We start from the raw sequence: 23,835 nt of genomic DNA, 5'->3' as shown, positions 1-23,835 counted from the left end.
GCCTTTCGGGAGGGGCGGGTCAGTGGGTGAGGCCGTAGTGCAGCGTGGGGTCGAGGTGTTCGATGTCGACGAGGCGGTTGTACTTCGCGACCCTCTCGCCGCGCGCGGGGGCGCCGGATTTGATCTGCCCGACTCCGGTTCCCACCGAGAGGTCGGCGATGAAGGTGTCGAGGGTTTCGCCGGAGCGGTGGGAGACCATGCAGCGCATGCCGGCGTCGTGGGCGGCCGCGATCGCGTCGAGGGTGCCGGTGATGGTGCCGATCTGGTTGGGCTTGATGAGTGCGGCGTTGGAGTAGCCGTTGCGGGCTCCGTCGCGGATGCGGTCGGCGTCGGTGACGTAGAGGTCATCTCCCACGAGCTGCACCCGGTCGCTGATGGTGTGGGCGAGGAGGGCCCAGCCCTCGTGGTCGTCCTCGGCGAAGCCGTCCTCGATGCTGCGGATCGGGTAGTCGGCGATCAGCTTCTCGTAGTAGCGGGCGAGTGCGTCGCGGTCGAGGTCGGTGCCGGCGACGGTGTAGTGGCCGTCGCCGTGGAAGAAGCCGTTCGCGGCGGGATCCATCGCGATCGCGATGTCACCGGTGCCGGGCTGGTATCCGGCGTCGGTGATCGCTGCGACGAGGAGGTCCAGGGCGTCTTCGGGCCGGTCGATGGGGGGCGCGAAGCCGCCCTCGTCGCCGAGCCCGGCGGTGCCGTAGGCGGTGCGGACGCGGGCGGCGAGGGCGTGATAGATCTCGGCGCCGATCTGCACGGCCTCCTCCTCGGTGCCGGCGGAGACGGGGGCGATCATGAACTCTTGGAAGTCGAGGCCGTTCGCGGCGTGCGCGCCGCCGTTGATGACGTTGAAGTGCGGGACGGGCAGGGAGGCGGTCGCCCCGGTGTGATCGGCGATCCACCGGTGCAGGGGCAGGCCGGTGCGCGCTGCGAAGGCGCGGGCGGCCGCGATGGAGACGGCGACGACGGAGTTCGCGCCGAGGCGGGCGAGGTTCGCGGTTCCATCCAGTGCTCGCAGCGCTTCGTCGATCTCGCGAAGCGAGGTCCAGGAGTGCTCGAGCAGGAGGGCGCGGATCTCGCCGTCGACGGCCGCGACAGCGGAGCGGACTCCGCGTCCGCCGAACGCGGGGCCGCCGTCGCGCAGCTCGACCGCTTCGAACGCGCCGGTCGAGGCGCCCGCGGGGGCGGAGGCGTCCAGGACGGTGTCGTCGTCCAGACGCAGGGTGACGGCGACGGTCGGGAAGCCGCGGGAGTCGAGGATCTGCCGTGCGGCGACGTCGGTGATGACCAGCGGGTGTCCGGCGGGGTGGGTGACGTACTCGCCCGATCCGTGGATGCTGGTGCGGGTGTGGCTGATGTAGGCGTTCATCAGGTTCCTCCTTCGTGGGCGAGCGTGATCGCCGCCCGGTCGGCTCTTGCGGGGTCGAGGTAGCGTCCGCTCCTCGAGATCGGTGTCCCGGACGGCCCGGTGTCGTACAGGTACGGCTGACCGGTCGGGATGTTCAGATCGCGGACCGCGGCATCGCCGAGGTCCTCGAGAAGGGCGCGCAGCGCGCGCAGGGAGTTGCCGTGCCCGACGATGAGCACCGTCTCGCCCTCCTCGAGGGCGGGCAGGATGCGCTCCTCGAGGAGCGGCTGCAGACGGTGGACGACGTCGCGCAACGACTCCGTCTCCGTCATCGCCTCGGCCGGCTGCCCACGGAACGCCGCGGACCTGTGCAGCTGCGCGAAGGCGGCCGCGGACAGAGCAGGCGGGCGGACGTCCATCGACCGGCGCCACTCCAGGAAGGCGTCGGCCCCGTACTGGGCTCTGACGGCGCTTTTCGACAGGCCGGTGAGTGCTCCGTAGTTGCGCTCGTTCAGCCGCCACTGGGCCGCGACGATCCGCGGCCGCCCTGGAAGGGCGCCGGCGATGATCCGGGCCGATTCGGTGGAGCGTTGCAGGGTCGACGTGAGGATCAGATCGGGGTCGATCGATGCGTCCCTCAGTAGCGTCGCGGCCTGTCGCGCTTCGTCACGTCCGAGGTCGGTGAGGGGGACGTCGAGGACGCCGCAGAAGAGACCGTCGGCGTTGCCGGTGCTCTCACCGTGGCGCACGAGGACGAGCGGGGGATGCGCGGGCATGGGTCACCTACCTGGTCTCTGATCGAGAAGGTAGGAACCATCAGCCTCGGCGGCAGTTCGAGCTCACGCTCGGGCGGGATCCATCACCACTGCCGTCAGCCTACGCCCGCACCTCGGTCAGGACCAGGGCAGCGGCTCCGAATCATCGACCGGGGAGAGGGGGATCATGAGGACCGGCCGGTGCTGACGGTGAGCGAGACGGGCGCCGACGGCGCCGGAGAAGACCTCCTGCACGGTGCGACGCAGAGACGGCTCCTTCGTGCCGACAATGATCACGACCGCATCGACACGGTCCGCGAGCGTCGCCAGAGCGTGTGCAACGTCACCGGCCATCTGATGCGTCTGCCACGGGACACGGTCACCGACGATCCGGTCAAGCCGCTCGAGGATCGCAGGATCGAACGGATCCTCGCTGCTGTCGGCGGCATCCGAATCCAACGGCATCGACCGCTCGACCAGCGGATCCTCCCCGAACTGCCCATCGATGACGTACCGGCCCGTGTCCACCTGCACGAACTCCAACCGCCCCCCGAAACGCACGGCGAAGCGCAGCGCTTCCTGAACCACCGCTTCCGGCTGATCCGCCTGCACCCCGACCACGATCGCGTCCTCAGCCATCACGCGCACCTTTCCGATCCTCGTGCGCTCGGACGGAGAACAGTGACGCCGTACGGATCACAGCTGCTCCTGTCTCCGCGCACACCACTGACAGAGAGAGGGACTGTTGTCGACGTCGTCGAGGTCGGGTCCGGCGAGCCCCACCGCCGGAACGCACTGCGTCGATTTCAGTGTGCACCCCGCGCCGCCCCGCCCGCACCTGCAGTCAGGTCGCCGTCCGCTGGAGCCAGCGGAGTGTCGCAGAGGCACTGCGGGCGGCACCGGTACCTTCCTCCCGGGTCTGGTCCCCGCCAGCTGCCCGCGCGTACACGCGCGGACGCTGCGGCGTACCCGAATCGGCTGCTACTGACCAAGCGCGCCTCGGGAACGAACGGCGGGATCACGCTCGACCCGACGATCAGGGTGTCGTCGAGGATGGCACGCGGTCGAACCGATCACCACGGAGACCACCACGCGCGAGACGGTGAGAAGCAGCTCAGGCGCAAGGGGGTCTCGAATCGTCGTCGGCGCGGTTCACTCACTGCGTGGATGGTCTGCCCTTCGTTGTTCTCGTCGTCATCTTTCTCGCCGCCGCCGCAGTGGTGTGGATCGCCGGCATCCAGTTGTCGAAGGCCACGGACGTTCTGGACGCGCGTCTGCACCTGGGGAGTGCGCTGGGCGGTCTGATCGTTCTCGCCGTCGCGACGAACCTGCCGGAGATCGCGATCACCGTGTCCGCCGCGCTCTCCGGGAACCTGGACGTCGCGGTCGGCAACATCCTCGGCGGCATCGCACTGCAGACCGTGGTCCTCGTCGTCCTCGACCTGTTCGGCAAGCGCGGAAAGGGTGCGAAGCCGCTCACCTACCGTGCCGCGTCCCTCACACTCGTGCTCGAGGGGCTCGTGGTCGTCGCGGTGCTCGCCGTCGTCATCGCCGGCAGTCAGCTGCCCTCCGGACTGGAAGTGCTGCGCCTGACCCCGGACGTCGTCCTCATCGCCGGCCTCTGGGTCGTGGGGCTGCTGCTCGTGCAACGCTCCGGCAAGCACCTCCCCTGGCACGAGGACGGGCGGGCGCCCGACGCGACAGCATCCCCCTCGAAGAAGAAGACGCACCCGATGAGCACACGCAAGGCGACCATCGTGTTCACAATCTCCGCCGCGGCGACCCTCCTCGCCGGTGTCGTGCTCGAGCGCGCCGGTGACGCGGCATCCTCGCAGCTCGGTCTCTCAGGGGTGCTGTTCGGAGCCACCGTGCTCGCTCTCGCCACCTCCCTCCCCGAGATCTCGACCGGGCTGCAAGCCATCAAGCAGGGCGACGACAACCTCGCCATCAGCGACATCTTCGGCGGCAACGCCTTCCTCCCCGTCCTGTTCCTCGTCGCCACCGTCCTCTCCGGCACCGCAGTCCTCCCGCAGGCGAACTCGTCCGACATCTACCTCACCGCTCTCGCCGCCCTGCTCACCCTCGTCTACATCGTCGGACTGATCTTCCGACCCACCCGCCGCATCGCCGGAATGGGAATCGACTCGTTGATCGTGCTCGCGCTCTACACCGTCGGCATCGGCGGGCTCTTCGCCATCACCGCGAACTGACGTCCGTGCCGCCGCGTGCAGATTGACCAGATCGCTGTAGCTCGAGCAGACACGGCCGCTGGCGTGATCGGCGTTGCGACGAGCCCTGCACCGGTCAGCGCATCTCGTGCGCGATCTCCAGGAACGCCGCCGCGGACGACCCGAGGCGATCGGACCAGATGGCGCGGAGAGGTCGCACGAGTGCTGGTCCGCGGAGGGGCACTCGCACCAGCGAGCGCGCGGCGAGATCTGTTTCGACGGTGAGGATGCTCATGACTGCGGGCGCGATGCCGGCGCGGGCGTTCGCTCGGATGATCGCCGTCGTCTCAAGGATCGCGGCCGGAGTCGTGAGTGCGAGCCCGGCGTCGTGGAGCCATGCTTCGAGGGTCGTCCGGGTGCCGGAGCCTTCCTCTCGTGTCAGCAGTGCGGTCCCGGCCAAGTCCTCGGCGCTGATACTCGCCGCGCGTGCCCAGGGGTGGTCCGGTGCTACGACGACAGCGAGTTCGTCCTCCGTCACCACGTGAGAGGAGAGCGGGGCCGTGGACGCTGGAGTCTCGACGAATCCGAGCTGCGCCGCACCGGATCGCACGAGCTCTGTGACCGTGGCTGAATTGCCGGCGATCAGCTGCACACTCACCTCGGGTGTGCGCTGTCGGAATTCGAGGAGCCAGCGTGGGAGCAGCAGTTCGGCGATCGTCTGCGACGCCGCGAGAACCAGTGAGCCGGTCGGCTGTCGCAGTGCTGCCGCGCCCGCCTCGAGGCGGCGGGACGCCTCGAGGACCGGGCCGGCCAGCTCGAGCACGAGCCGACCCGCGTCGGTCATCAGGGACCCGGTCGGAGAGCGGCGCACGAGCGGCTGCCCGATGGCGCGCTCCGCGACCCGTAGACGCGCCGAGACGGCCTGCTGGGTGACGCCGAGGTCTTCGGCGGCGCGGGAGAGCGAGCCCGCCTCGGCGATGCGTTCGAGCACCTCCAGCGTGTCGAGATCCAGGATCCGGTCCGTCAATCGCCGCGTCGCCACAAGCACTCATTGTGCCCCGCCAACACGATCGCTGTATCGGCTGGTGACGGCGATGCTCAGGCTGGAGTCATGACAACTTTCTCGCCCGCCCGCGCATCCTCCTCGATCGGGCATCCTCCGCGGTCGAGGCGCTTGTTCCGGGAGTTGGAGCATCCGGGACTGATCGTGTCGAACCTGACGCCGAACTGGTTCGCGTCGATCATGGGCACCGGCATCGTCGCGGTCGCCGCCGCGTCCCTGCCACTCCAGTTCCCCGGACTGCGGACCGGGGCCACCGTCGTCTGGGCGATCGCCGCGCTGCTGCTCGTCGCGCTGACGGTCGCGACCGGGCTGCACTGGGTCCGGTACCGCGGTACAGCGGCGAGGCACCACCTGAATCCGGTGCTCTCGCACTTCTACGGCGCGCCGCCCATGGCGTTTCTCACCGTCGGCGCGGGAACCCTCCTCCTCGGCAAGGACTGGATCGGCCTGCCCACCGCTGTCACCATCGACTGGGTGCTCTGGGGTGCGGGGACTCTCGGCGGGCTGGCGACGGCGGTCCTGGTGCCCTACCTCGCGTTCACCCGGCACGAGAACAAGCCCGATTCGGCGTTCGGCGGCTGGCTGATGCCGATCGTTCCACCGATGGTGTCCGCTTCCACCGGCGCATTGCTGCTGCCGTACGCGCCCGCCGGGCAAGCGCGGGAGACGCTCCTGTGGTCCTGCTACGGCTTCTTCGGCCTCAGCCTTATCGCGTCGCTGGTGGTGATCACCCTGATCTGGAACCGGCTCGCGCAGCACAAGGTCGGAGCGGCGGGGATGGTGCCGACGCTGTGGATCGTCCTCGGTCCGGTCGGACAGTCGATCACCGCTGTGAATCTGCTCGCCTCGAACGCGCCCACCGTCGTGGACGCCGGCACGGCGCGTGCGCTGCTGGTCGTGGCTCTGGTGTACGGCTTCGCGATGCTCGGCTTCGCACTGCTCTGGACCGTCATCGCCCTCGCGATCACCCTCCGCACCGCGAAGGAGCACCTGCCGTTCAGTCTGACATGGTGGTCGTTCACGTTCCCCGTCGGCACCTGCGTCACCGGACTGAACGGCCTCGCCCTGCACTCCGGTCTCACGGTCGTCGCCGGCCTCGCCGTGCTCTACTACGTCGGCCTGGTTGCCGCGTGGATCCTCGTCGCCGCCCGCACCTTCCACGGTTCCGTGATCCGCGGCACCCTGCTCGCACCACCGCGACCGGCCTGACCGGGATCGACGACCATCGTGGATGTCCGAACCCTGAACGCCCTCGCCGAGACGTGGCGGAGTACCGCGGACGCGACCGGACGCTTCGTTCCGGGCTTCGATCCCCGCTCCGGCGGCACCGCCAGTCGCGTCCTGGTGCTGATGCAGTCACCCGGCCCTCGGACGATCGCCGCGGGATCCGCTGCCGTCTGCAGTGAAGACAACCTCGGGCCCACCGCCGCCGCGTTCCGGGCGGCCCGCATCGAGTCCGGACTCTCCCGCGACCACTACCTCCGATGGAACCTCATCCCGTGGGAGATCGCTGGCCGCGTCCGCCCCGTGGACATCGAGCAGGGCCGGCTCGCGCTCGGTGAGCTGCTGGAGCTGCTGCCCGCGCTCGAAGCCGTCGTCACCTACGGGACCGTGGCGCTCGACGGGGTCATGCGCTACCTGACCCTGCACGACGATCCCCGTGTAGTCCCCGTCCTCGCGGCACCGCACCCCTCACCGGCCAACGGACGTCACCGCGCCGGCCAGCACCTCCGCTCCGTGAACGCGCTCCGCCTCGCGAATCGTCTCGGGTCCGGTCGGCGAGTCGCAGACTGACGGCATGAAGGCAGACGTCCGCGGCTCGGTCGGCACCGGTCGTCGCGACCGATGAGGCGCTGATCTCAGACGGTCCCCGTCCTCGGACCGCTGACGGGAACGGCCTGGTCGTCCACGACGTCGACGGTGTACGCCGCGCCGTGCTCGAGCGTGTGGCCGACGGTGCACTGGCGGTCGACCGCCCGGTGGGTGCGCTCGGACAGTGAGGCGATCCGCTCGGGATCGAGCGCCGAGAGGTCGGCGCGGATCACGGCGGTGATCGAGTCGTAGCGGTCCTCGTTCTCGGGCTTGGTCGCGGTGATGTCGGTGGTCGCTTCGAAGTCGGCTCCGAGCCGGCTGGCGAGGAGGTGGTCCGAGGAGAGCATGCCGCAGGCGGCGAGGGCGAGGTGCAGCAGCTCGCCGGGCGAGAACACGCCGTCGGCGTCCGACCCGCCGATGCGGACCTCGGCTCCTCGCGCGTTGCGGCCGATGAAGCGTCTCGGGCCCTCGCGGGTGATGTGCAGCGGCGTGGCTTCGGTGCTCATGGTCTGCTCCTGTCCGGTGTCCGCGGCACAGCGGGCAGTGTCGGCGTCTTCTGAGGGTGGATGGTGTCTCAGGTGTCGGTGCGGACGAGGGGGGTGTTCGTGCCGCGGACCCTGATGTCGACGCCGGTGATCTCCGACCGGGCGATGCCCGTGGATGCCGCCAGGTCGACGGCGCGCTGCCCGGCCGCCGTCCAGGTGGCGACGGTGATCGTGCTGCCGTCTGTGCGGGTGATCACGAGTTCGTACTCCGCGTCGGCGGGCGCATCACCACTGTAGGTGCAGCTCCACTCCAGCCGGGTGCCCCACGGCTTCCCCTCGACCTGGATGTCCGCAGCGAGAGCGGGATCGGCCGCGATCGGGTCCATCGGTTCGAGGGTCGCCTCGCTCGCCACGGGAGCGCCCGCGATGCCCGTGCCGAGAGCGACGCCTCCGAAGACGGAGGCGGTGACGGCGGCCGCGACGGCGAGGGACGTCACCAGCCGGCGCCGACGTCGGCGCGTCCGGACACGGTGAGCGATGGCGGGCAGCGTCACCAGGGAGGGCGGCGCGTCGTCGCCGTCGTCCGATGCGCTGATGGCGAGAGCGTCCTCGACGGAGAGGCGACCGACGATGCCGGGCAGTCCTGCCAGCTCTGCCACGGCCGCGCGGCACGCCGCGCAGCCGCTGAGGTGCTGCTCGTACTCGAGTCGCTGATCCGCGGGGAGAGCGCCGAGGACGTAGGACGCGTCCCAGTCGCGGTACTCGTCCTCCGTCGCAGAGCTTCCGTGGTGGTCGTTCATCGGGTGACGCCCCTTTCCTGCAGAGCCAGTCGCAGTCCGCGCAGTCCGTAGTGCAATCGAGATTTCGCTGTTCCCTCGGGGATGGAGTGCCGGCGGGCGATCTCGGGGACGGTGTGTCCGAGGAAGTACGCGTCCACCACGATCTGACGATGCTCCACCGACAGCGATGCGAGAGCGTCGGCGACGAGGATGCTGTCCAGGACCGCGTCGGTGCGATCGGGGACGGCGCCGCCGCCGTCCTCGTCCTTCGCCGGGACTTCCCGTCGGCTCCGAGCGGAGCGGGCGTCGTCGATGACGAGGTTGCGGGCGACGGTGAACAGCCACGCGCGAGCGGCGTCGGCGTCGCGTTCGAGGACCTGCGGGCGCTGCCAGGCCCGGACCATCGTCTCCTGCACGACGTCCTCCGTCAGCGCCGCGTTCCGAGTGAGGTTCTGCACGAAGCGCCGCAACGCCGGGCCGTGACTCTCGTACAGCACCGCCAGGAGCTCATCGACGGGGCGGGGCACAACGCTCACCGCCTCGGAGCGCCACGGCGCGCTCCCTCATCACGGTTGCTGCGATCACTGCCGGTCATCCCTTCCGTCCTTGCCTGTCGAGAACCGGCGACCCGTCCGGGCGATGCGCTTCGCTGCGCGGGGACGGGTCGCCGTCGCATCAGGACGCCGGGGTGGCGGTGCTCATGGCCGCGGCTTCCTTGTTCATCGTGCCGTCAGGGAGCAGGACGTACCAGGCGTCCTTGACACCCTGCCCGTTGACCTGGCCCGGCGCGGTGTCCTTCGCGAACCGGTAGACCGGCCATCCGTCGACGGTCAGCTGGGTCGTCCCGTCGGTGCGCGTGATCGAGCCGACCTCTCCGGTGATCCCGTCCGCGGCGGTCGTGCTGGACGCCGACACGGCCGGCCAGGTCGTGGCGCACTCGTCGTAGCAGCTGCTGCTGCCCGAGTTCTGCGTGTCCTTCGTGAACGTGTAGACGGTGTAGCCGGCCTCGTCCGTGATGATCTCGCCCAGCGGCGAGGACGCCGTCGTGAGAGCCGCCGTCTCAGCGGAGGCGGTCGCGGTGGCGGAGGCCATCGCGGTGGCGGAGGGGCTGTCGGCCGGCGCTTCCGACAAGGCGGCCGAGCCGGCGGCCGTCGAGCATCCGGCGAGAAGGACGGCGGCGAACGCCGCAGTCGTCACAGTGGTCGCGATTCGCTTGAGCATGATGCCTCCTGTAGTGCGGGGGCCGAGGTGGTCCCACCGAGGACACGACACAGCAGTCGCGGACGTTCAACGAGGCGAGAAGATCGCTGGGAGAGCATCCGCGCGGCGGGCGGCTTCAGCGAGAGCGACGATCCGTTGCGCGCTCCGTCGCGTGAAGGCCCGAGGCAGCGCGCTGCTCTCCATCCCCGCGCAGACCGAGGCGAACGAGCACGCAGACCGCCAGAGAACGGTGCCTGCGGCCGTACTGCTGAGGATCCGGGCCACCTGGTCAGGTGGGGCTCGTCCTCGACCATGTTCTGCGGTCCGCGGCCTGTCCCTCGATGCGGCGCAGTCGGCGGAGGTACTGGTCCTCGTCCGAGATGTAACCGTGGGTTCCGGCGCTGTCGTCGTGCTCGGTCGTCTGCTCGGTCACGGCGTCCTCGTCCCCTGGGTGCCGATGCAGCTCGTCCGCTGCCGGTCTGGGTCGGGACGGGTGTGGAGGGGGTTTCCAGCCGCTCCGGCTGCATTCTGCATACTCTAGGGGGGTATGCCCGGTTGTCCTCTTTGATGCCCGCGGAGGAGTGGTGTGCGGTTTCGGAGGTCTGGATCATGAGCGACAGCGTCGTTTCCGAACTGTCCACGCCGCTGACGCGCGCGGTTGTCGTGGTCCTGACGTTGGCGGCTCTGCTGCTGGGCGTGTTCGCGATGCACTCCACGATGGGCAGCCACTCCGACGCCTCCCTGTCTGCGGGACACACGCACGCGGAGTCCGGTCACGCCGACACGGTGGCCGCCTTGACCGGCGGAATGGCACTCGCGGCCGGCGCCGAGCACGGCGCGGTCGTGCCGATGGTGCCGTGCGATGACAGTTGCGCGATGGGGTGCGCTCTGATGGCCGCGACCTGCGTCATCGTCTTCTTCCTCGCGTCCCTGATCCTCCTGGCCCGGGTTCCGGCGATGTTCGCGCGCGTGCTGGACGCCGGTCCGCGCCTGCTGCGCCTGGTGCCGCGCGCGAAGTTCCACGTGTATCTGCCGTCGTTGACGGTGTTGTCGATCAGTCGCACCTGATCCGCCCTGCCGTCGCAGCGTCCGCTGCGACCTCATCGCTGCGCCCGCAGGGCGCGGTTCCGGCGATCTCTGCAACCTACTGAATGGATACGACGACTCATGAACACCAAGCGCACTCTGCTCGCCTCGCCTCTTGCTCTGGCGATCGCGATCACTCTGTCCGCCTGCTCGGACAGCTCCTCCGGGATGAGCGGCATGGAGGGGATGGGCGACAGCAGCTCCTCCTCGTCCGCATCGGCTTCCCCGTCTTCGACTGCTGCGGCGGCGGCGGACTTCGACGATCAGGACGTGATGTTCGCGCAGATGATGAAGCCCCACCACGAGCAGGCGGTGGAGATGGCCGACATGATCCTCGCGAAGGACGGCATCAGCACGGACGTGACCGGCCTCGCGACGCAGATCAAGGAAGCTCAGGGCCCGGAGATCTCTCAGCTCGAGGAGTGGATCACCGCATGGAGTGCTGAGGACTCGATGTCGGGCATGGATCACAGCATGGACGGGATGATGTCCGACGAGGACATGTCCGCGCTGGAGAACGCGACCGGCCCTGAGGCGGAGAAGCTGTTCCTCGAGCAGATGATGATGCACCACGAGGGTGCTGTGGAGATGGCGCAGACCGAGGTCGATGAAGGCCAGAACACGGACGCGATCGAGATGGCGAACACCATCGTGCAGACGCAGACGGAGGAGATCGCGACCATGCAGGACCTCCTCGCGTCCCGCTGACCCGCCCTCTCTGACGCCCCATCTCCTTCCCCTCCTCCTGGGCCGGCGCAGCGCTGCTGCGTCGCGTCCGGGCGCGCGCTACCGCCGCGCCCCGGCGGGGGTCGCCGTACCTGGCGATCCCCACCCCTCTCCTTCTTCGCGCCCATCGAGGGCGCTCGAACCAGAAATGTTCCCATGCACCACACCCTTCTTCACCCCGTCCGCTTCGGTCGGCAGCTGGCCGGTGAACGCCGCGTCGACGAGTGACCCGCGCCGCCGGGACCTGCACCGCACACGGACCCGCACCCGCGAGATGTCCCCGCGGCAGGCTGCGCTGACGCGCGGCGGCCGCGAGACGTACACGGCGCCGTCGCGGGCGGACGCTCACGCGTTGCGGCAGGCCGCCCGCGCCGCGGCCCGCCCGCGATCGGTCCCGCCGGGCACAGCCACGATGCGGCCGCGCCTGGCCGGGATGTCCGCGATGACCCTCGTCACGATGATCGCGGTGACCTCCTCCATGCCCGCGTTCGCCGTGGAGGGCACCCCGACCACGACCGCGACGTCGGCCGTCAGTGAGGTGCAGCCGCAGACGTTCGTCGCGGCCGGCGCGGTGCAGCTCACCGTCACCCGGGACGCGTTCGGCGCGGAAGCCGAACCCGAGGTGCTGGTGACCGCCGCCGTCGCCACGGAACTCGTGGACGACGCATCAGAAGACTCCGCTGTGTCCATCGAGGACAGCGGTGTCGCGGCAGCCGCCTGGCGGGTGCCGGTCGCGGGGCGCATGTCGAGCACCTCCGGTCCTCGCCCGAATGCTCCGTTCTCGGGAGTGAGCGCGGTCCACAAGGGCACCGACCTCGCCGCCCCCTGCGGAACACCCGTGGTCGCAGCGACCGGCGGCACCGTCGAGGAGGCCGACTACGCCGGAAGCTACGGCAACTGGATCCTGCTGGAGAGCAGCGACGGCATCCGAACCGGGTACGCGCACAACAGCGACCTGCTCGTGAACGTGGACGACACGGTCGCCGCCGGCGACCTCACCGCGCTCGTGGGCTCCACCGGAGCATCCTCCGGCTGTCACCTCCACTTCGAGACACGCGTCGACGCGAGCCCCACGGATCCGGAGAACTTCATGAGCGATCTGGGCGTCGGTCCCGGCTGAGCCGCGCACCACACCGCTGGACTCAGAGGCGTTCGCGCTCGTCGACGGCGAAGGAATGTGGGTTCTTGCCGCCGACGAGCGCGGAGTGGTCGCCAGCGGCGACTACGGACGCACCTGGACGGTGCTGCGGCCCTCCTCGTGAGGGGCCGGGCTGCTGCCGCGCTCGCGCGCGGCGCGGGTGCTGGCCTGCGGGGACAGGTCCAGGCGGCGCAGCAGTTGCGCGTTCACGGCGACGACGACCGTGGACGCGGACATCAGCAGCGCACCCACCGACATGGGCAGCACGAACCCGATCGGGGCGAGCACTCCCGCGGCCAGCGGGACGGAGAGCAGGTTGTAGCCGGCCGCCCACCACAGGTTCTGCTTCATCTTCCGGAAGCTCGCCCGGGCCAGCTCGATCACGGACAGCACCGACCGGGGATCATCCGACGCGAGGATCACCCCGGCGGACGCGATCGCGACGTCCGTGCCGGCACCGATCGCGATACCGACATCGGCCTGCGCGAGAGCGGGCGCGTCGTTGACGCCGTCCCCGACCATCGCGACGCGGCGACCCTCCTTCTGCAGCTCGATGACCTTCGCGGCCTTGTCCTCGGGCTTCACGCCGGCGAACACCCGGTCGATGCCGAGCTCGTCCCCGACGGTGCGGGCGACGGCTTCGGCGTCACCGGTGATCATGACCACCTGCACGCCGATCGCGTGCAGCGCGTCGACCGCCTGCCGAGACTCCTCCCGCACCTCATCCGCGAGCCCGAGAGCCCCGATGACCCGGCCGTCACGGAGCACGTGCAGGATGATCATCCCTTCCGCCTCCCACGCCCGCGTCTGCTCGAGCGGCACCGCGTCGTGCGCGCGGAGCATCGACGGACCGCCCACGCTCACCTTCACGCCCTCGACGCTCGCTGTGACACCGACCGCTGTCGAAGCCTCGAAGCCGGTCGTCTTCGCCACCGTGACACCCCGCGACGCAGCGGCGGTGACGATAGCGCGAGCGAGGGGATGCTCGCTGTCCGCCTCGACCGCCGCGGCGATCGCGAGCAGCTGCTCCTCCGACAGATCCCCGGAGACGTGCACTGCCGAGAGGATCGGCTCGCCCTTGGTGAGGGTGCCCGTCTTGTCGAACAGGACCGTGTCGACGGTGCGCATGCTCTCCAACGCGAGACGGTCCTTGACCAGGACGCCGCCCTTCGCGGCGCGCTCGGTCGCGATGGACACCACCAGCGGGATCGCCAGGCCCAGCGCGTGCGGGCACGCGATCACCAGAACGGTGATCGTGCGGATCACCGCATCGTCCGGGCTGCCCAGCAGCGACCACACGATCGCGGTGATCACCCCGGACCCCAACGCGAACCAGAACAGCCAGGCCGCCGCGACGTCCGCGATGCGCTGCGCGCGGGAGGACGAGTTCTGCGCTTCGGTGACCAGGCGCTGGATTCCGGCGAGAGCAGTGTCGTCGCCGACCGCTGTCACCTCGACTCGCAGCGCGGTGTCCGTGGCGACCGTGCCCGCCACGACCATCGATCCCGGACCACGGCTGACAGCGCGGGACTCCCCGGTGATCATCGATTCGTCCACGTCCGCGGTGCCCTCGGTCACCCGGCCGTCCGCCGGCACTCGGCCGCCGGGACGCACGATCACGACGTCGCCCTGCACCAGGTCCGCGGGAGACACCTTCTCCACCTCGCCGTCGCGCACTCGTTCCGCCTCATCCGGCAGCAGTGCCGCGAGAGAGTCCAGCGCGGAGGACGTCTGCGCGAGGGAGCGCATCTCGATCCAGTGCCCGAGCAGCATGATCACGATCAGCAGCGCGAGCTCCCACCAGAAATCGAGCTCGTGATCCAGCAGCCTCGCGCTAGCACCCCAGGACGCGATGAACGCGACCGTGATCGCCAACGCGATCAGCAGCATCATCCCCGGCGTCTTGGAGCGCAGCTCCGACACCGCCCCTTGCAGGAACGGTCGACCGCCCCACACGTACATCACCGTCCCGAGGATGGGCGAGATCCACTCAACGCCCGGAACGTCAGGGAGGGAGTAGCCCAAGATCATCGAGAACATGCCACTGAACGCGACCACCGGCACCGCGAACACCAGCATGATCCAGAACAGACGCCGGAACTGGCCCACGTGATCCCCGTGACCGGCATGCCCGCTGTGGTCGTGGCCCGCGTGGCTGTTGTGCTCGCCGTGGCCCGGGTGACCGGCAGGGTCCCCGTGCTCGCTGCTGACCGGGTGACCGGCGTGACCGTCCGGAGCGGTACTCACGGGCTGATCGTGAGACGAACCGTGATCACTAGCCATCGTGCGACCGTCGTGCTCGGACTGCGACGGCATCGACATCGCACCGTGATGCTCACCGTGCCCGCAGGAATGACCCTCTTGCTCGACCATCGTGACTCCTTCCGGCCTGAACCGACTTCCCCGGACGGTATACCCCCAGGGGGTATCTCGACAACCGGGTTGAGCGCGTGATCATTCCCGGCGATGTCGACTCGCTGCGGCGAAGGGTTCTGCCGCGATGACCGTCGCGGTTCACGGACCCGAGCGGACGCCGACCTCCGACCGGCGGCGGTGCTGAGCGCTGTGCGCATTCTTTGCCTGGAAGCCTTCGGCAGCGTACGGGCCTGCAGCGTCCACGCAAGCCGCTGCGCGGCCGGCTCCTCCGAGGTTCTCGGCACGCGGTCGCTGCGCTCCCTCACATCGCGTCGACAACCTCTCCTCCGCCGCCCTCCGGGTTGCGCTCCCGCCTCCGACCCTGCTCGGCACTACGTGCCTTCCAGGCAAGAAACCCTGGGAGAGAAGGAAGAACAGGCGAGCCAGACCACCCCCGCTGGCTTGACAGACCTGCTTGAGAATCCCGGCAGGGCTCCGCGGGTGGCGGAGGAGCGGAACGGCCGGTAAGGTGGGCAGCTGAACTTCGGCGAGGGATGCACCACGCATCCGTGATCGACGCGGTGGAAGCAGGCGAGGCCCCGAGAGGGGCGCCGCGGACTTTTCCTCACGCTGACATGCGTTCGAGTCGAAACCCCGTCCGTGGCCCCGGCCACGACCCGATCCGGTGGCGTGCGCGCCGCCCAAGGAGAACATCATGGCTGAACTCACCAACAAGGTCGTCGCGGAGCTCCGCACCTCGTTCGGCAAGGGAGCGGCGCGCAAGATCCGCGCCCAGGACAAGATCCCCGCGGTCCTCTACGGCCACGGCACCGAGCCCCAGCACGTCACGCTGCCGGGCCACCAGGTCCTGCTGCTGACCCGCAAGGCGAACGCGATCCTCGAGCTCGACATCGACGGCACCCCCCAGACCACCCTGGTCAAGGACATCCAGCGCGACCCGGTGCGCCAGATCATCGAGCACATCGACCTCGTGGTCATCCAGCTCGGCGAGAAGGTCTCGGTCGACATCCCCGTGCACGTCGAGGGCGAGGCCGCTCCCGGCACCCTCGTGTCGATCGACGCCAACACCCTCTCGCTCGAGGTCGACGCGACCAAGATCCCGCAGAACATCGTCATCTCGGTCGAGGGCCTCGAGGCCGGCACCCAGATCGCCGCCGGCGACGTCGTGCTGCCCGACGGTGCGACCCTCGTCACCGAGGCCGACGTGCTGGTCGTCAACGTCACCGCCGAGGTCGAGCAGGACCTGGGCGAGGACGACGAGACCCCCGCCTCGGGCGACGTCGTCACCGAGACCGCCGAGTAGTCTCCCCACCCGCACCACCGGACGGGCCCGCCGCGAGAGCGAGCGGGCCCGTTCCGCATCCGGGGGGCATGCCCCCATCGGCACGAGAAGAGGACCACCATGGGCGACACCTGGCTCGTCGTCGGGCTCGGCAACCCGGGCGCGCAGTACGCGCGCAACCGGCACAACGTGGGCCAGATGGTGCTCGACGAGCTCGCGACGCGGATCGGCGGCTCGTTCCGGCGGCACACGCGCGCGAACGCGACGGTGGCCGAGGGCTTCCTTCGCCCCGGCGGCCCGAAGCTCGTGCTCGGCAAGCCGAACAGCTTCATGAACCTCTCGGGCGGCCCGACCTCGCAGCTGCTCGACTTCTACTCGCTCGCCCCCGAGCGCCTCATCGTGGTGCACGACGAGCTCGACATCCCGTTCGACACCCTGCGCCTGAAGCAGGGCGGCGGTCACGGGGGGCACAACGGCATCCGCGACATCCTCGCCGCGACCGACGGAGCCGACTTCCTCCGGGTGCGCGTGGGCATCGGCCGCCCGCCCGGGCGCCAGCCCGCCGCCGATTTCGTCCTCAAGGACTTCGCCGGCCCCGAGCGCGAGACCCTGCCGATCCTGATTCAGGACGCCGCCGACGCCGTCGAGCTGATCGCCGACTCCGGCCTCGCCGCCGCCCAGCTCAAGTTCCACACGAGCGCCTAGCCCCGCCTCCGACTGATCGAGCGGCGCTCCCTCCGGCTGATCGAGCAGCCCGCACCGTGGAGTGCGGCACTTCCTCCTTGCTGATCGAGTAGCCCGCGCAGCGGGCGTATCGGGATCCCCGTCCGCCGGACTGCTGGGGAGCGCGGGGTCTCGATACGCCCCTGCGGGGCTACTCGACCAGCAAAGTGCGGGCGTCTCGAGATCCCCGTCCGCCGGACCGCTGGGAAGCGCGGGTCTCGAGACGCCCCGCGGGGCTGCTCGACCAGCGGTGGCGCGAGGGAGCCGCTCGCGGCCCTCCTGCGTCTCGCCGTCCCCGTCGCCGGCTCCGTGTCGGAGGTCGGCGGTAAACTCGCACAGTGCCACTCAACGAGATCATCTCGGCGCTTTCGCGCGCCTCCACGTTCGACGACGCACTGGCGTACGCGGTGCGCGATGCCGACTTCTCCCTGACCGACGGACTCCGTGTGCCCCTGCTCGCGGGCCTGCTCGAGCGCCGAGCCGAGGCGGGCCGCCCCCAGGCCGCCCTCGTCGTCACCGCCACCGGCCGCGACTCCGAGAACGTCCGCGCCTCGCTCAGCTGCATGCTGCCCGGCGCCGACGTCGTCGAGTTCCCCGCGTGGGAGACGCTGCCGCACGAGCGGCTGAGCCCGAGCGCCGAGATCGTCGGGCGCCGCCTCGACGCCCTCCGCCGCATGAAGACCTGGAGCGCCGAGAAGCCGCTGGTCGTCGTCGCCTCCGTGCGCGCCGCCCTGCAGCCCGTCGCCGACAACCTCGCCGACATCGCCCCCATCCGCCTCGAGAAGGGCGGTCGCGGCTACGACCTCGGCCGCATCGCCGCCGAGCTGGTCGACCTCGCTTACGCGCGCGTGGACATGGTCACCCGCCGCGGCGAGTTCGCGGTCCGCGGGGGCATCCTCGACGTCTTCCCGGCGGTCGCCGAGCACCCCAGCCGTGTCGACTTCTTCGGCGACGAGGTCGACTCGATCCGCGCCTTCTCGGTCGCCGATCAGCGCTCCCTCCCCGGTGAGTCCGACTCGGTCGTGATGCCGCCCAGCCGCGAGCTGCTGCTCGTGCCGGCCGTCCGCCAGCGCGCCCGCGAGATGCTGCACGAGTTCCCGAGCCTGTCGGGGATGCTGGCGAAGATCGCCGAGGGCATCCCGGTCGAGGGCATGGAGTCGCTCGCGCCGGCGCTGCTCGAGCGCCTCGTGCCGATCTCGCACTACCTCCCCGAGGGAGCGGCGGTCGCCGTCCTCGCCCCCGAGCGCGTCGCCACGCGCGCCATCAGCCTCGCCGAGACCAACCGCGAGTTCCTGCAGGCCGCGTGGAGCGCCGCCACGGCCGGAGCCGAGGCGCCGATCGACCTCGCCTCGGGCGAGTTCATCTCGCTCGGCGCCCTGCGCGACTCCGTCAAGTTCAGCGCCCCCGGCGCCCCCGCCCCGGACCACCCGTGGTGGACCATGAGCACCTTCCGCCAGGGCCCGGCCGCGGGCGAGGCGGAGGTGCTCCCCGAGGACCTCGGGATCGACGAGATCCTCGCCGTCCGCGTCGAGGGCGAGCCCGTCCCGGGGTTCGGGGCGAACGTCGAGGGCGCGCTCGCACACGTCCGCTCGCGCCTCGCCGACGGCTGGACCGTGGTCCTCACCGCGCCCGGCACCGGCACCGTCGAGCGCACCGATCAGGTCCTCGCCGAGCACGAGCTCGCCGCGCGCATCGTGGCCGACCTGCCTGACCGTGTCGAGCCGGGGCTGGCCTACGTGCTGCAGGCGTCCGTCGACCACGGCTTCGAGGTGCCCGAGGCGAAGCTCGCGCTGCTCACCGACACCGAGTTCTACGGGCGCACCGTCGGCTACGACTCGCGCGCCGTCAAGAAGCTCGCGTCGCGGCGCAAGAACGTCGTCGATCCGCTGCAGCTCACCCCCGGCGATCACGTCGTGCACGCCACGCACGGCATCGGCCGCTTCGTCGAGCTCTCGCAGCGCGAGGTCTCCAGCGGCGGGCGCAATGCCGTGAAGACCAAGCGCGAGTACCTCGTGCTCGAGTACGCGCCGAGCAAGCGCGGCTTCCCGGGCGACAAGCTCCTGGTGCCCACCGACCAGCTCGACCTCCTCTCGCGCTACGTCGGCGGGGAGGCGCCCGCGCTGAGCAAGATGGGCGGCAGCGACTGGGCGCAGGCCAAGAGCAAGGCGCGCCGCGCGGTCCGCGACATCGCGGTGGAGCTCGTGAAGCTCTACTCCGCCCGCATGGCGTCGCCCGGCCACGCCTTCCCGCCGGACACCCCCTGGCAGCGCGAGCTCGAGGAGGCGTTCCCCTTCGCCGAGACGCCCGATCAGCTGACCGTCATCGACGAGGTGAAGGCCGACATGGAGCGGCCGATCCCGATGGACCGCCTGCTCTCGGGCGACGTCGGCTTCGGCAAGACCGAGATCGCCGTCCGCGCCGCGTTCAAGGCGATCCAGGACGGCAAGCAGGTCGCGATGCTCGTCCCGACGACGCTGCTCGTGCGCCAGCACCTCGAGACCTTCCAGGAGCGCTTCGCCGGCTTCCCCGTGCACCTGCGCGCCCTGAGCCGCTTCCAGAGCGCGAAGGAGTCGAAGGAGACGATCGACGGCCTCGCCGACGGCACCGTCGACATGGTCATCGCCACGCACCGCCTGCTCTCGGACAACATCGCCTTCAAGGACCTGGGCCTCCTCGTGATCGACGAGGAGCAGCGCTTCGGCGTCGAGCACAAGGAGAAGCTGAAGGCGCTGAAGAAGAACGTCGACATCCTCTCGATGAGCGCGACGCCCATCCCGCGCACGCTCGAGATGGCGGTGACCGGCATCCGCGAGATGTCGACGCTGGCGACCCCACCCGAGGAGCGGCACCCGATCCTCACCTTCGTCGGGCCGTACTCCGAGAAGCAGGTCGGCGCCGCGATCCGCCGCGAGCTGCTGCGCGAGGGCCAGGTGTTCTTCGTGCACAACCGCGTGTCGACGATCAACCGCGTCGCCTCGCAGCTCGCCGAGCTGGTGCCGGAGGCGCGCATCGCCGTCGCCCACGGCAAGCTGAGCGAGGCGCAGCTCGAGCGCATCATCGTCGACTTCTGGGAGCGCAAGTTCGACGTGCTCGTCTCGACCACCATCGTCGAGACCGGCCTCGACATCCCCAACGCCAACACCCTCATCGTCGACCGCGCGGACAAGTACGGGCTCTCGCAGCTCCACCAGCTGCGCGGACGCGTGGGCCGCGGACGCGAGCGCGCCTACGCCTACCTCCTCTACGACGAGACGACGCCGCTCAGCGAGACGGCGCACGACCGGCTGCAGACGCTCGCGGCCAACACCGATCTCGGTGGCGGCATGCAGATCGCGCTGAAGGACCTCGAGATCCGCGGGGCCGGCAACCTGCTCGGCGGCGAGCAGTCCGGTCACATCCAGGGCGTCGGCTTCGACCTCTACCTGCGGATGATCGGCGAGGCCGTCGACACGTTCCGCGGCGACGTCGCCGAGGGCCAGACCGAGCTGCGGCTCGAGCTGCCCGTCGATGCCCGCATCCCGGAGGAGTACGTCGACAGCGAGCGGCTGCGCCTGGAGGCGTACCAGAAGCTGTCGGCCGCGTCCTCGCCCACCGCGAAGGAGGGCAGCGTCGAGCTGGTCGTCGAGGAGCTCACCGATCGCTACGGCGAGCTGCCCGAGGCGGTCGAGAACCTCATCCTGGTGTCGCGCCTGCGGATGCGCGCCCAGAAGGCCGGGCTCAGCGACGTCGTCGCGATGGGCTCGAACGTGCGGGTCGCTCCGGCGCACCTCGCCGACTCGATCCAGGTCCGGCTGCGCCGCATGTACCCGAGCGCCAAGTACCTCCAGCAGGCGAACGCCGTCGTCGTCCCGATGCCCGTCGTCGACGGCGTGCCGCTGAACGACCGGGCCCTCATCGACTGGGTCGCGAACCTGCTCGAGGCGCTCTTCCCCGAGCCGGTCGCGGTCGCGAGCTGACCGTCCGCCACCCGAACCCGAACGAAGGATCACCGTGACCGCACCCGACGAGCACTCCGTCCCGCCCCGCGTCCCCGCGCCCGACGAGTCCAGCATCCCCGAGCTCGAGGACGACGAGACCGTCGCCCCTCGCCCCGAGGAGGAGGCGGCCGACGTCGCTCGAGCCGAGCCGGACGTCGCGGACCACTCCTAGCCCGGCGAGCGTCGGCGAGCCGCCGCTCCGGTACGCCGATGACGTCGGCGAATGCCGGAGCGGCCTCTCGTCGAAGGCCTCAGTGCCCGAAGTGCGCCCGGACCTCCGCCTTCCAGCGGTCGCGGTCCCCGGTGCCGATGAACGCGGCGTCGAACGAGTTCAGCGCGAGCTGCTCGAGCTGCGCGTCGTCCATGCCGAGCTCCTCGACGAGCGCTCGGTAGTTGGCGTCGACGTAGCCGCCGAAGTAGGGCGGGTCGTCGCTCGAGACCGTCGCGACGAGGCCCTGCCGCAGCATCTCGGGCAGCGGGTGGTCCTTCATCGTGTCGACCGCCCGCAGAGCGACGTTCGACAGCGGGCACACGGTGACCGGCACCTTCTGCACGCGGAGCATCGCCACGACCGCCGGGTCCTCCATCGCGCGGATGCCGTGGTCGATCCGCTCCACCTTCAGCAGCTCGAGCGTCGCCGCCACCGTCTCGGGGCCGCCCTCCTCGCCGGCGTGCGCGACGAGGCGCAGCCCCTCGGCCGCGGCGCGCGCGTAGACGTCGACGAACAGCTCCGGTCCGAAGCCGACCTCGTTCGAGTCGAGCCCGACCCCGATGATGTGCTCGCGGTAGGGGAGGATCGCCGTCAGCATCTCGTCGGCCGCCTCCGCGCCGAGGTCGCGCAGGAAGCACATGATGAGGTCGGTCGAGATTCCGTGCGTCTCCAGGCTCGCCCCCAGCGCGCGGGTCAGTCCGCCCATGACCGTCTCGAGCGCGACTCCGTTGCCCAGGTGCGTCTGGGGGTCGAAGAAGATCTCGGCGCGGCGCACGTTGGCGAGCTTCGCGCGGTCGAGGTAGCCGGTGGCGAGCTCGAAGAAGTCGCGCTCGGTCTTCAGCACCGTCAGGTTCGAGTAGTGCAGCTCGAGGAACGAGCCCAGGTCCGTGAACGCGTAGCGGGCGCGCAGGGCGTCGATGTCCTCGGTCGGCAGAGCGACTCGGTTGCGGCGCGCCATCTCGACGATGTGCTCGGGCTCGATCGTGCCCTCGATGTGGATGTGCAGCTCGGCGCTCGGCGGTGCGCCTCGGTCGAGGGGAGTGGTGTCGGGCACGGTGATCCTGTTCCGGGTCGCCGGGTGCGCCCCGCGGCGACGATAGCCGCGCCGTGTTACGGCGCGATGACCGACGGATGTGGACTCCGCTGACCGGCGGATGCGGAGGCCGCGGGGCGCCGACAGGATGAGGGCATGCCGTTGCTCGCCCGTCGTCGCCGCTCCGCACCCGCGGCACTCGGCGCTCCGCTCGTCCGCGTGCGCGACGTCGCCGTGCGGACGGCCGAGGCCGAGCTGCTGGCGCCGCTCTCGCTGCAGGTCGAGTCCGGGGAGGTCGTCGCGGTCACCGGCCCCAACGGCAGCGGCAAGACCACCCTGCTCCGCGTGATCGCCGGGCTCACCCCCCCCACCGCCGGCACCGTCGAGGTCGCGGGCGCTCCGGTGGACGAGCGCTCCAGTGAGCACCGCCGCCGGGTCGCCGCCCTGCTCGGCACTCCGCCCGTCGAGCGGGACCTCACCCTCGAGGAGCACCTGGCCATGGTCGCCCTCTCCTGGGGCACATCGCTGGACGACGCCCGTGCCGAAGCGTCCGGGGGTCTCGACGCCCTCGGACTCTCTCCGCTCGCCCGCCGCTTCCCGCACGAGCTCTCCTCGGGTCAGACCCAGCTCTTCTCGCTCGCCCTCGTCCTCGCGCGTCCGAGCGAGGTGCTGCTGCTCGACGAGCCGGAGCAGCGGCTCGACGTCGACCGCGTGCCGCTCGCCGTGGAGGTGCTCCGCGAGGCCGCGCGCGGGCGTGCGGTGCTCCTCGCGACTCACAGCCCGGTCATGACCGAGGGGCTGGCGACGCGGGTGCTCGAACTGGGCGCCGGATGAGCGGGTCCCGGATCCGCGCCGTCCGCGTGCTGCACCGCTCCCGCTCCGCTGCGGATCACGGTGGCCGCGCCTACGCCGGCTACCTCGCGGCTCTGACCCTCCTCGTCGTGGTGCTGCCGGTGCTGCGGGCCCTCCTGCTGCTGCTCGGCGACCCCGGACCGGCCCTCGCCTCCCTCGATCCGTCCCTGGTCGTCGGAGTCGCGGCGGCGCTGCTCCTGCCCGCCGCGGTCCTGCTGGGCCGGGTCCGCGGCCCCGCGGTGGGGGAGCCGCACACCACGGCCGTGCTGCTCGCGACCGATCTGCCCCGACGCCTCGTCCTCCGCAGGCCCGTGGCCGTCTCGGGTGCCGTCGTCATCCTGGCGGGCAGCGCCGCCGCGCTCCTGGCCGCCCTCGTGACCGGGTCCTCCTGGGCGCTCGCCGCGGCAGCCGGTGCCGCACTCGGCGTCCTCGCCACCGTCGCCTGGCTCGCCGGGCAGTGCCTGCCGCCGCGATCCTCCGCGGCACTGGCCGCCGTCTCGGTCGTCGCAGGCGCGGTCCTCGGCGCGCTGGTCGCCGGCGCCGTCGCGGGGATCGGGCCGCTGCAGGGGCGCACCCTCGCGGTGCTCCTCGCCCTGGCTGCGCTCGCGCTCGCCGCCGTTCCGCGCCTTCTCGACACGGTGCGTGGCCCGGTCGTGGTGGCGCAGTCGCGCCAGTGGCGCGCGGCCCGGGGCAGGGGAGCGATCGGCGAGCTCGCCGATGCGCTCGAGGGCTACCGGCCCCGGCCCGCCCGCCTCCGCCGCGTCACCGCGGTGCGCCTCGCACCGTTCGCCCTCGCGGTGCCGATCCGGGACGCCGTCGGGGCGCTGCGC

Annotated in this window: 22 protein-coding genes, 1 pseudogene and 1 riboswitch; of the genes and pseudogenes, 12 read left to right on the top strand and 11 right to left on the bottom strand. The window is 70.7% G+C overall.

Annotated features, from left to right (window positions below):
* Window positions 1–19: 19 nt before the first annotated feature.
* The 3 genes from eno to NB037_RS12905 all read right to left on the bottom strand — a co-directional run bounded on the left by eno (window position 20) and on the right by NB037_RS12905 (window position 2,733).
* The gene (gene eno / locus NB037_RS12915; RefSeq protein ID WP_251946365.1) at window positions 20–1,360 is read right to left on the bottom strand and encodes a phosphopyruvate hydratase; all 1,341 of its coding nucleotides are present in this window, start codon (window positions 1,358–1,360) and stop codon (window positions 20–22) included.
* The gene (locus NB037_RS12910) at window positions 1,360–2,115 is read right to left on the bottom strand and encodes a 2,3-bisphosphoglycerate-dependent phosphoglycerate mutase (protein ID WP_251946363.1); all 756 of its coding nucleotides are present in this window, start codon (window positions 2,113–2,115) and stop codon (window positions 1,360–1,362) included. Before NB037_RS12910 ends, eno begins: the two co-directional genes overlap by 1 nt.
* A 24-nt stretch (window positions 2,116–2,139) precedes the next feature.
* A riboswitch (Fluoride riboswitch) is annotated at window positions 2,140–2,212 on the bottom strand.
* A 20-nt stretch (window positions 2,213–2,232) separates the two neighbouring features.
* Complete coding sequence (locus NB037_RS12905; RefSeq protein ID WP_251946361.1) at window positions 2,233–2,733, bottom strand: universal stress protein; 501 nt, start codon at window positions 2,731–2,733, stop codon at window positions 2,233–2,235.
* A gap of 524 nt (window positions 2,734–3,257) precedes the next feature.
* Between NB037_RS12905 and NB037_RS12900 the strand changes: the two genes are divergently transcribed.
* Window positions 3,258–4,304, top strand: a complete 1,047-nt coding sequence (locus NB037_RS12900; protein WP_251946359.1) for a sodium:calcium antiporter — start codon at window positions 3,258–3,260, stop codon at window positions 4,302–4,304.
* 94 nt (window positions 4,305–4,398) lie between these two features.
* Here the strand turns inward: NB037_RS12900 and NB037_RS12895 are convergent, their stop codons facing one another.
* Window positions 4,399–5,289, bottom strand: coding sequence for a LysR family transcriptional regulator (locus NB037_RS12895; protein ID WP_251946357.1), 891 nt, complete (start codon window positions 5,287–5,289; stop codon window positions 4,399–4,401).
* 180 nt (window positions 5,290–5,469) lie between these two features.
* Here NB037_RS12895 and NB037_RS12890 point away from each other — a divergent pair, with 180 nt between their 5' ends.
* Entirely contained in the window at window positions 5,470–6,534 is a 1,065-nt protein-coding gene (locus NB037_RS12890) for a TDT family transporter (RefSeq protein WP_251946355.1), read from the top strand.
* A gap of 18 nt (window positions 6,535–6,552) precedes the next feature.
* Entirely contained in the window at window positions 6,553–7,119 is a 567-nt protein-coding gene (locus NB037_RS12885) for a uracil-DNA glycosylase family protein (RefSeq protein WP_251946353.1), read from the top strand.
* 65 nt (window positions 7,120–7,184) lie between these two features.
* Here NB037_RS12885 and NB037_RS12880 read toward each other — a convergent pair whose 3' ends face one another.
* From NB037_RS12880 to NB037_RS12860, 5 genes are all read right to left on the bottom strand, one after another.
* Window positions 7,185–7,643 carry an OsmC family protein gene (locus NB037_RS12880; RefSeq protein ID WP_251946351.1) on the bottom strand — a complete coding sequence of 153 codons (459 nt, stop codon included), beginning with the start codon at window positions 7,641–7,643 and terminating at the stop codon, window positions 7,185–7,187.
* 68 nt (window positions 7,644–7,711) lie between these two features.
* Window positions 7,712–8,422, bottom strand: coding sequence for an anti-sigma factor family protein (locus NB037_RS12875; RefSeq protein WP_251946349.1), 711 nt, complete (start codon window positions 8,420–8,422; stop codon window positions 7,712–7,714).
* Window positions 8,419–8,928 (bottom strand): sigma-70 family RNA polymerase sigma factor, encoded by a 510-nt coding sequence (locus NB037_RS12870; protein WP_251946347.1) that lies wholly within the window; start codon window positions 8,926–8,928, stop codon window positions 8,419–8,421. Before NB037_RS12870 ends, NB037_RS12875 begins: the two co-directional genes overlap by 4 nt.
* Window positions 8,929–9,076: 148 nt before the next feature.
* The gene (locus NB037_RS12865; RefSeq protein ID WP_251946345.1) at window positions 9,077–9,622 is read right to left on the bottom strand and encodes a COG4315 family predicted lipoprotein; all 546 of its coding nucleotides are present in this window, start codon (window positions 9,620–9,622) and stop codon (window positions 9,077–9,079) included.
* 268 nt (window positions 9,623–9,890) lie between these two features.
* The gene (locus NB037_RS12860; RefSeq protein WP_251946343.1) at window positions 9,891–10,034 is read right to left on the bottom strand and encodes a hypothetical protein; all 144 of its coding nucleotides are present in this window, start codon (window positions 10,032–10,034) and stop codon (window positions 9,891–9,893) included.
* Window positions 10,035–10,210: 176 nt separating this feature from the next.
* On the opposite strand from NB037_RS12860, the gene NB037_RS12855 reads away from it, so the two are divergent.
* The 3 genes from NB037_RS12855 to NB037_RS12845 all read left to right on the top strand — a co-directional run bounded on the left by NB037_RS12855 (window position 10,211) and on the right by NB037_RS12845 (window position 12,533).
* On the top strand, window positions 10,211–10,669 hold the full coding sequence (locus tag NB037_RS12855; RefSeq protein WP_251946341.1) for a hypothetical protein: 459 nt from the start codon (window positions 10,211–10,213) through the stop codon (window positions 10,667–10,669).
* Between the two features lie 186 nt (window positions 10,670–10,855).
* Window positions 10,856–11,395: a DUF305 domain-containing protein gene (locus NB037_RS12850; protein ID WP_251946340.1), complete on the top strand. Its 540-nt coding sequence runs from the start codon at window positions 10,856–10,858 to the stop codon at window positions 11,393–11,395.
* A 460-nt stretch (window positions 11,396–11,855) separates the two neighbouring features.
* Entirely contained in the window at window positions 11,856–12,533 is a 678-nt protein-coding gene (locus NB037_RS12845; protein ID WP_251946338.1) for a M23 family metallopeptidase, read from the top strand.
* Window positions 12,534–12,635: 102 nt separating this feature from the next.
* Here NB037_RS12845 and NB037_RS12840 read toward each other — a convergent pair whose 3' ends face one another.
* Window positions 12,636–14,834: a heavy metal translocating P-type ATPase gene (locus NB037_RS12840; RefSeq protein ID WP_251946336.1), complete on the bottom strand. Its 2,199-nt coding sequence runs from the start codon at window positions 14,832–14,834 to the stop codon at window positions 12,636–12,638.
* 787 nt (window positions 14,835–15,621) lie between these two features.
* On the opposite strand from NB037_RS12840, the gene NB037_RS12835 reads away from it, so the two are divergent.
* The 4 genes from NB037_RS12835 (at window position 15,622) to NB037_RS12820 (ending at window position 21,081) form a co-directional block, all read left to right on the top strand.
* Window positions 15,622–16,230 carry a 50S ribosomal protein L25/general stress protein Ctc gene (locus NB037_RS12835; protein ID WP_251946335.1) on the top strand — a complete coding sequence of 203 codons (609 nt, stop codon included), beginning with the start codon at window positions 15,622–15,624 and terminating at the stop codon, window positions 16,228–16,230.
* Between the two features lie 99 nt (window positions 16,231–16,329).
* Entirely contained in the window at window positions 16,330–16,914 is a 585-nt protein-coding gene (gene pth, locus NB037_RS12830) for an aminoacyl-tRNA hydrolase (protein WP_251946333.1), read from the top strand.
* Between the two features lie 356 nt (window positions 16,915–17,270).
* A complete protein-coding gene (gene mfd / locus NB037_RS12825; protein WP_251946331.1) occupies window positions 17,271–20,888 on the top strand; it encodes a transcription-repair coupling factor in 3,618 nt (1,205 codons plus the stop codon).
* 34 nt (window positions 20,889–20,922) lie between these two features.
* Window positions 20,923–21,081 (top strand): hypothetical protein, encoded by a 159-nt coding sequence (locus NB037_RS12820; protein ID WP_251946329.1) that lies wholly within the window; start codon window positions 20,923–20,925, stop codon window positions 21,079–21,081.
* Window positions 21,082–21,160: 79 nt separating this feature from the next.
* Here the strand turns inward: NB037_RS12820 and NB037_RS12815 are convergent, their stop codons facing one another.
* Window positions 21,161–22,174, bottom strand: coding sequence for an adenosine deaminase (locus NB037_RS12815; protein WP_251946328.1), 1,014 nt, complete (start codon window positions 22,172–22,174; stop codon window positions 21,161–21,163).
* Between the two features lie 135 nt (window positions 22,175–22,309).
* On the opposite strand from NB037_RS12815, the gene NB037_RS12810 reads away from it, so the two are divergent.
* Both NB037_RS12810 and NB037_RS12805 read left to right on the top strand, forming a co-directional pair.
* Window positions 22,310–22,987, top strand: a complete 678-nt coding sequence (locus tag NB037_RS12810; protein WP_251946326.1) for an ABC transporter ATP-binding protein — start codon at window positions 22,310–22,312, stop codon at window positions 22,985–22,987.
* A pseudogene (locus NB037_RS12805) lies at window positions 22,984–23,835 on the top strand (hypothetical protein); the annotation flags it as partial. The gene NB037_RS12810 and the pseudogene NB037_RS12805, both read left to right, overlap by 4 nt.

The organism is Rathayibacter rubneri, from assembly GCF_023743255.1.
Classification (GTDB): domain Bacteria; phylum Actinomycetota; class Actinomycetes; order Actinomycetales; family Microbacteriaceae; genus Rathayibacter; species Rathayibacter rubneri.
This window is presented reverse-complemented; position numbering and strand designations above follow the sequence as displayed.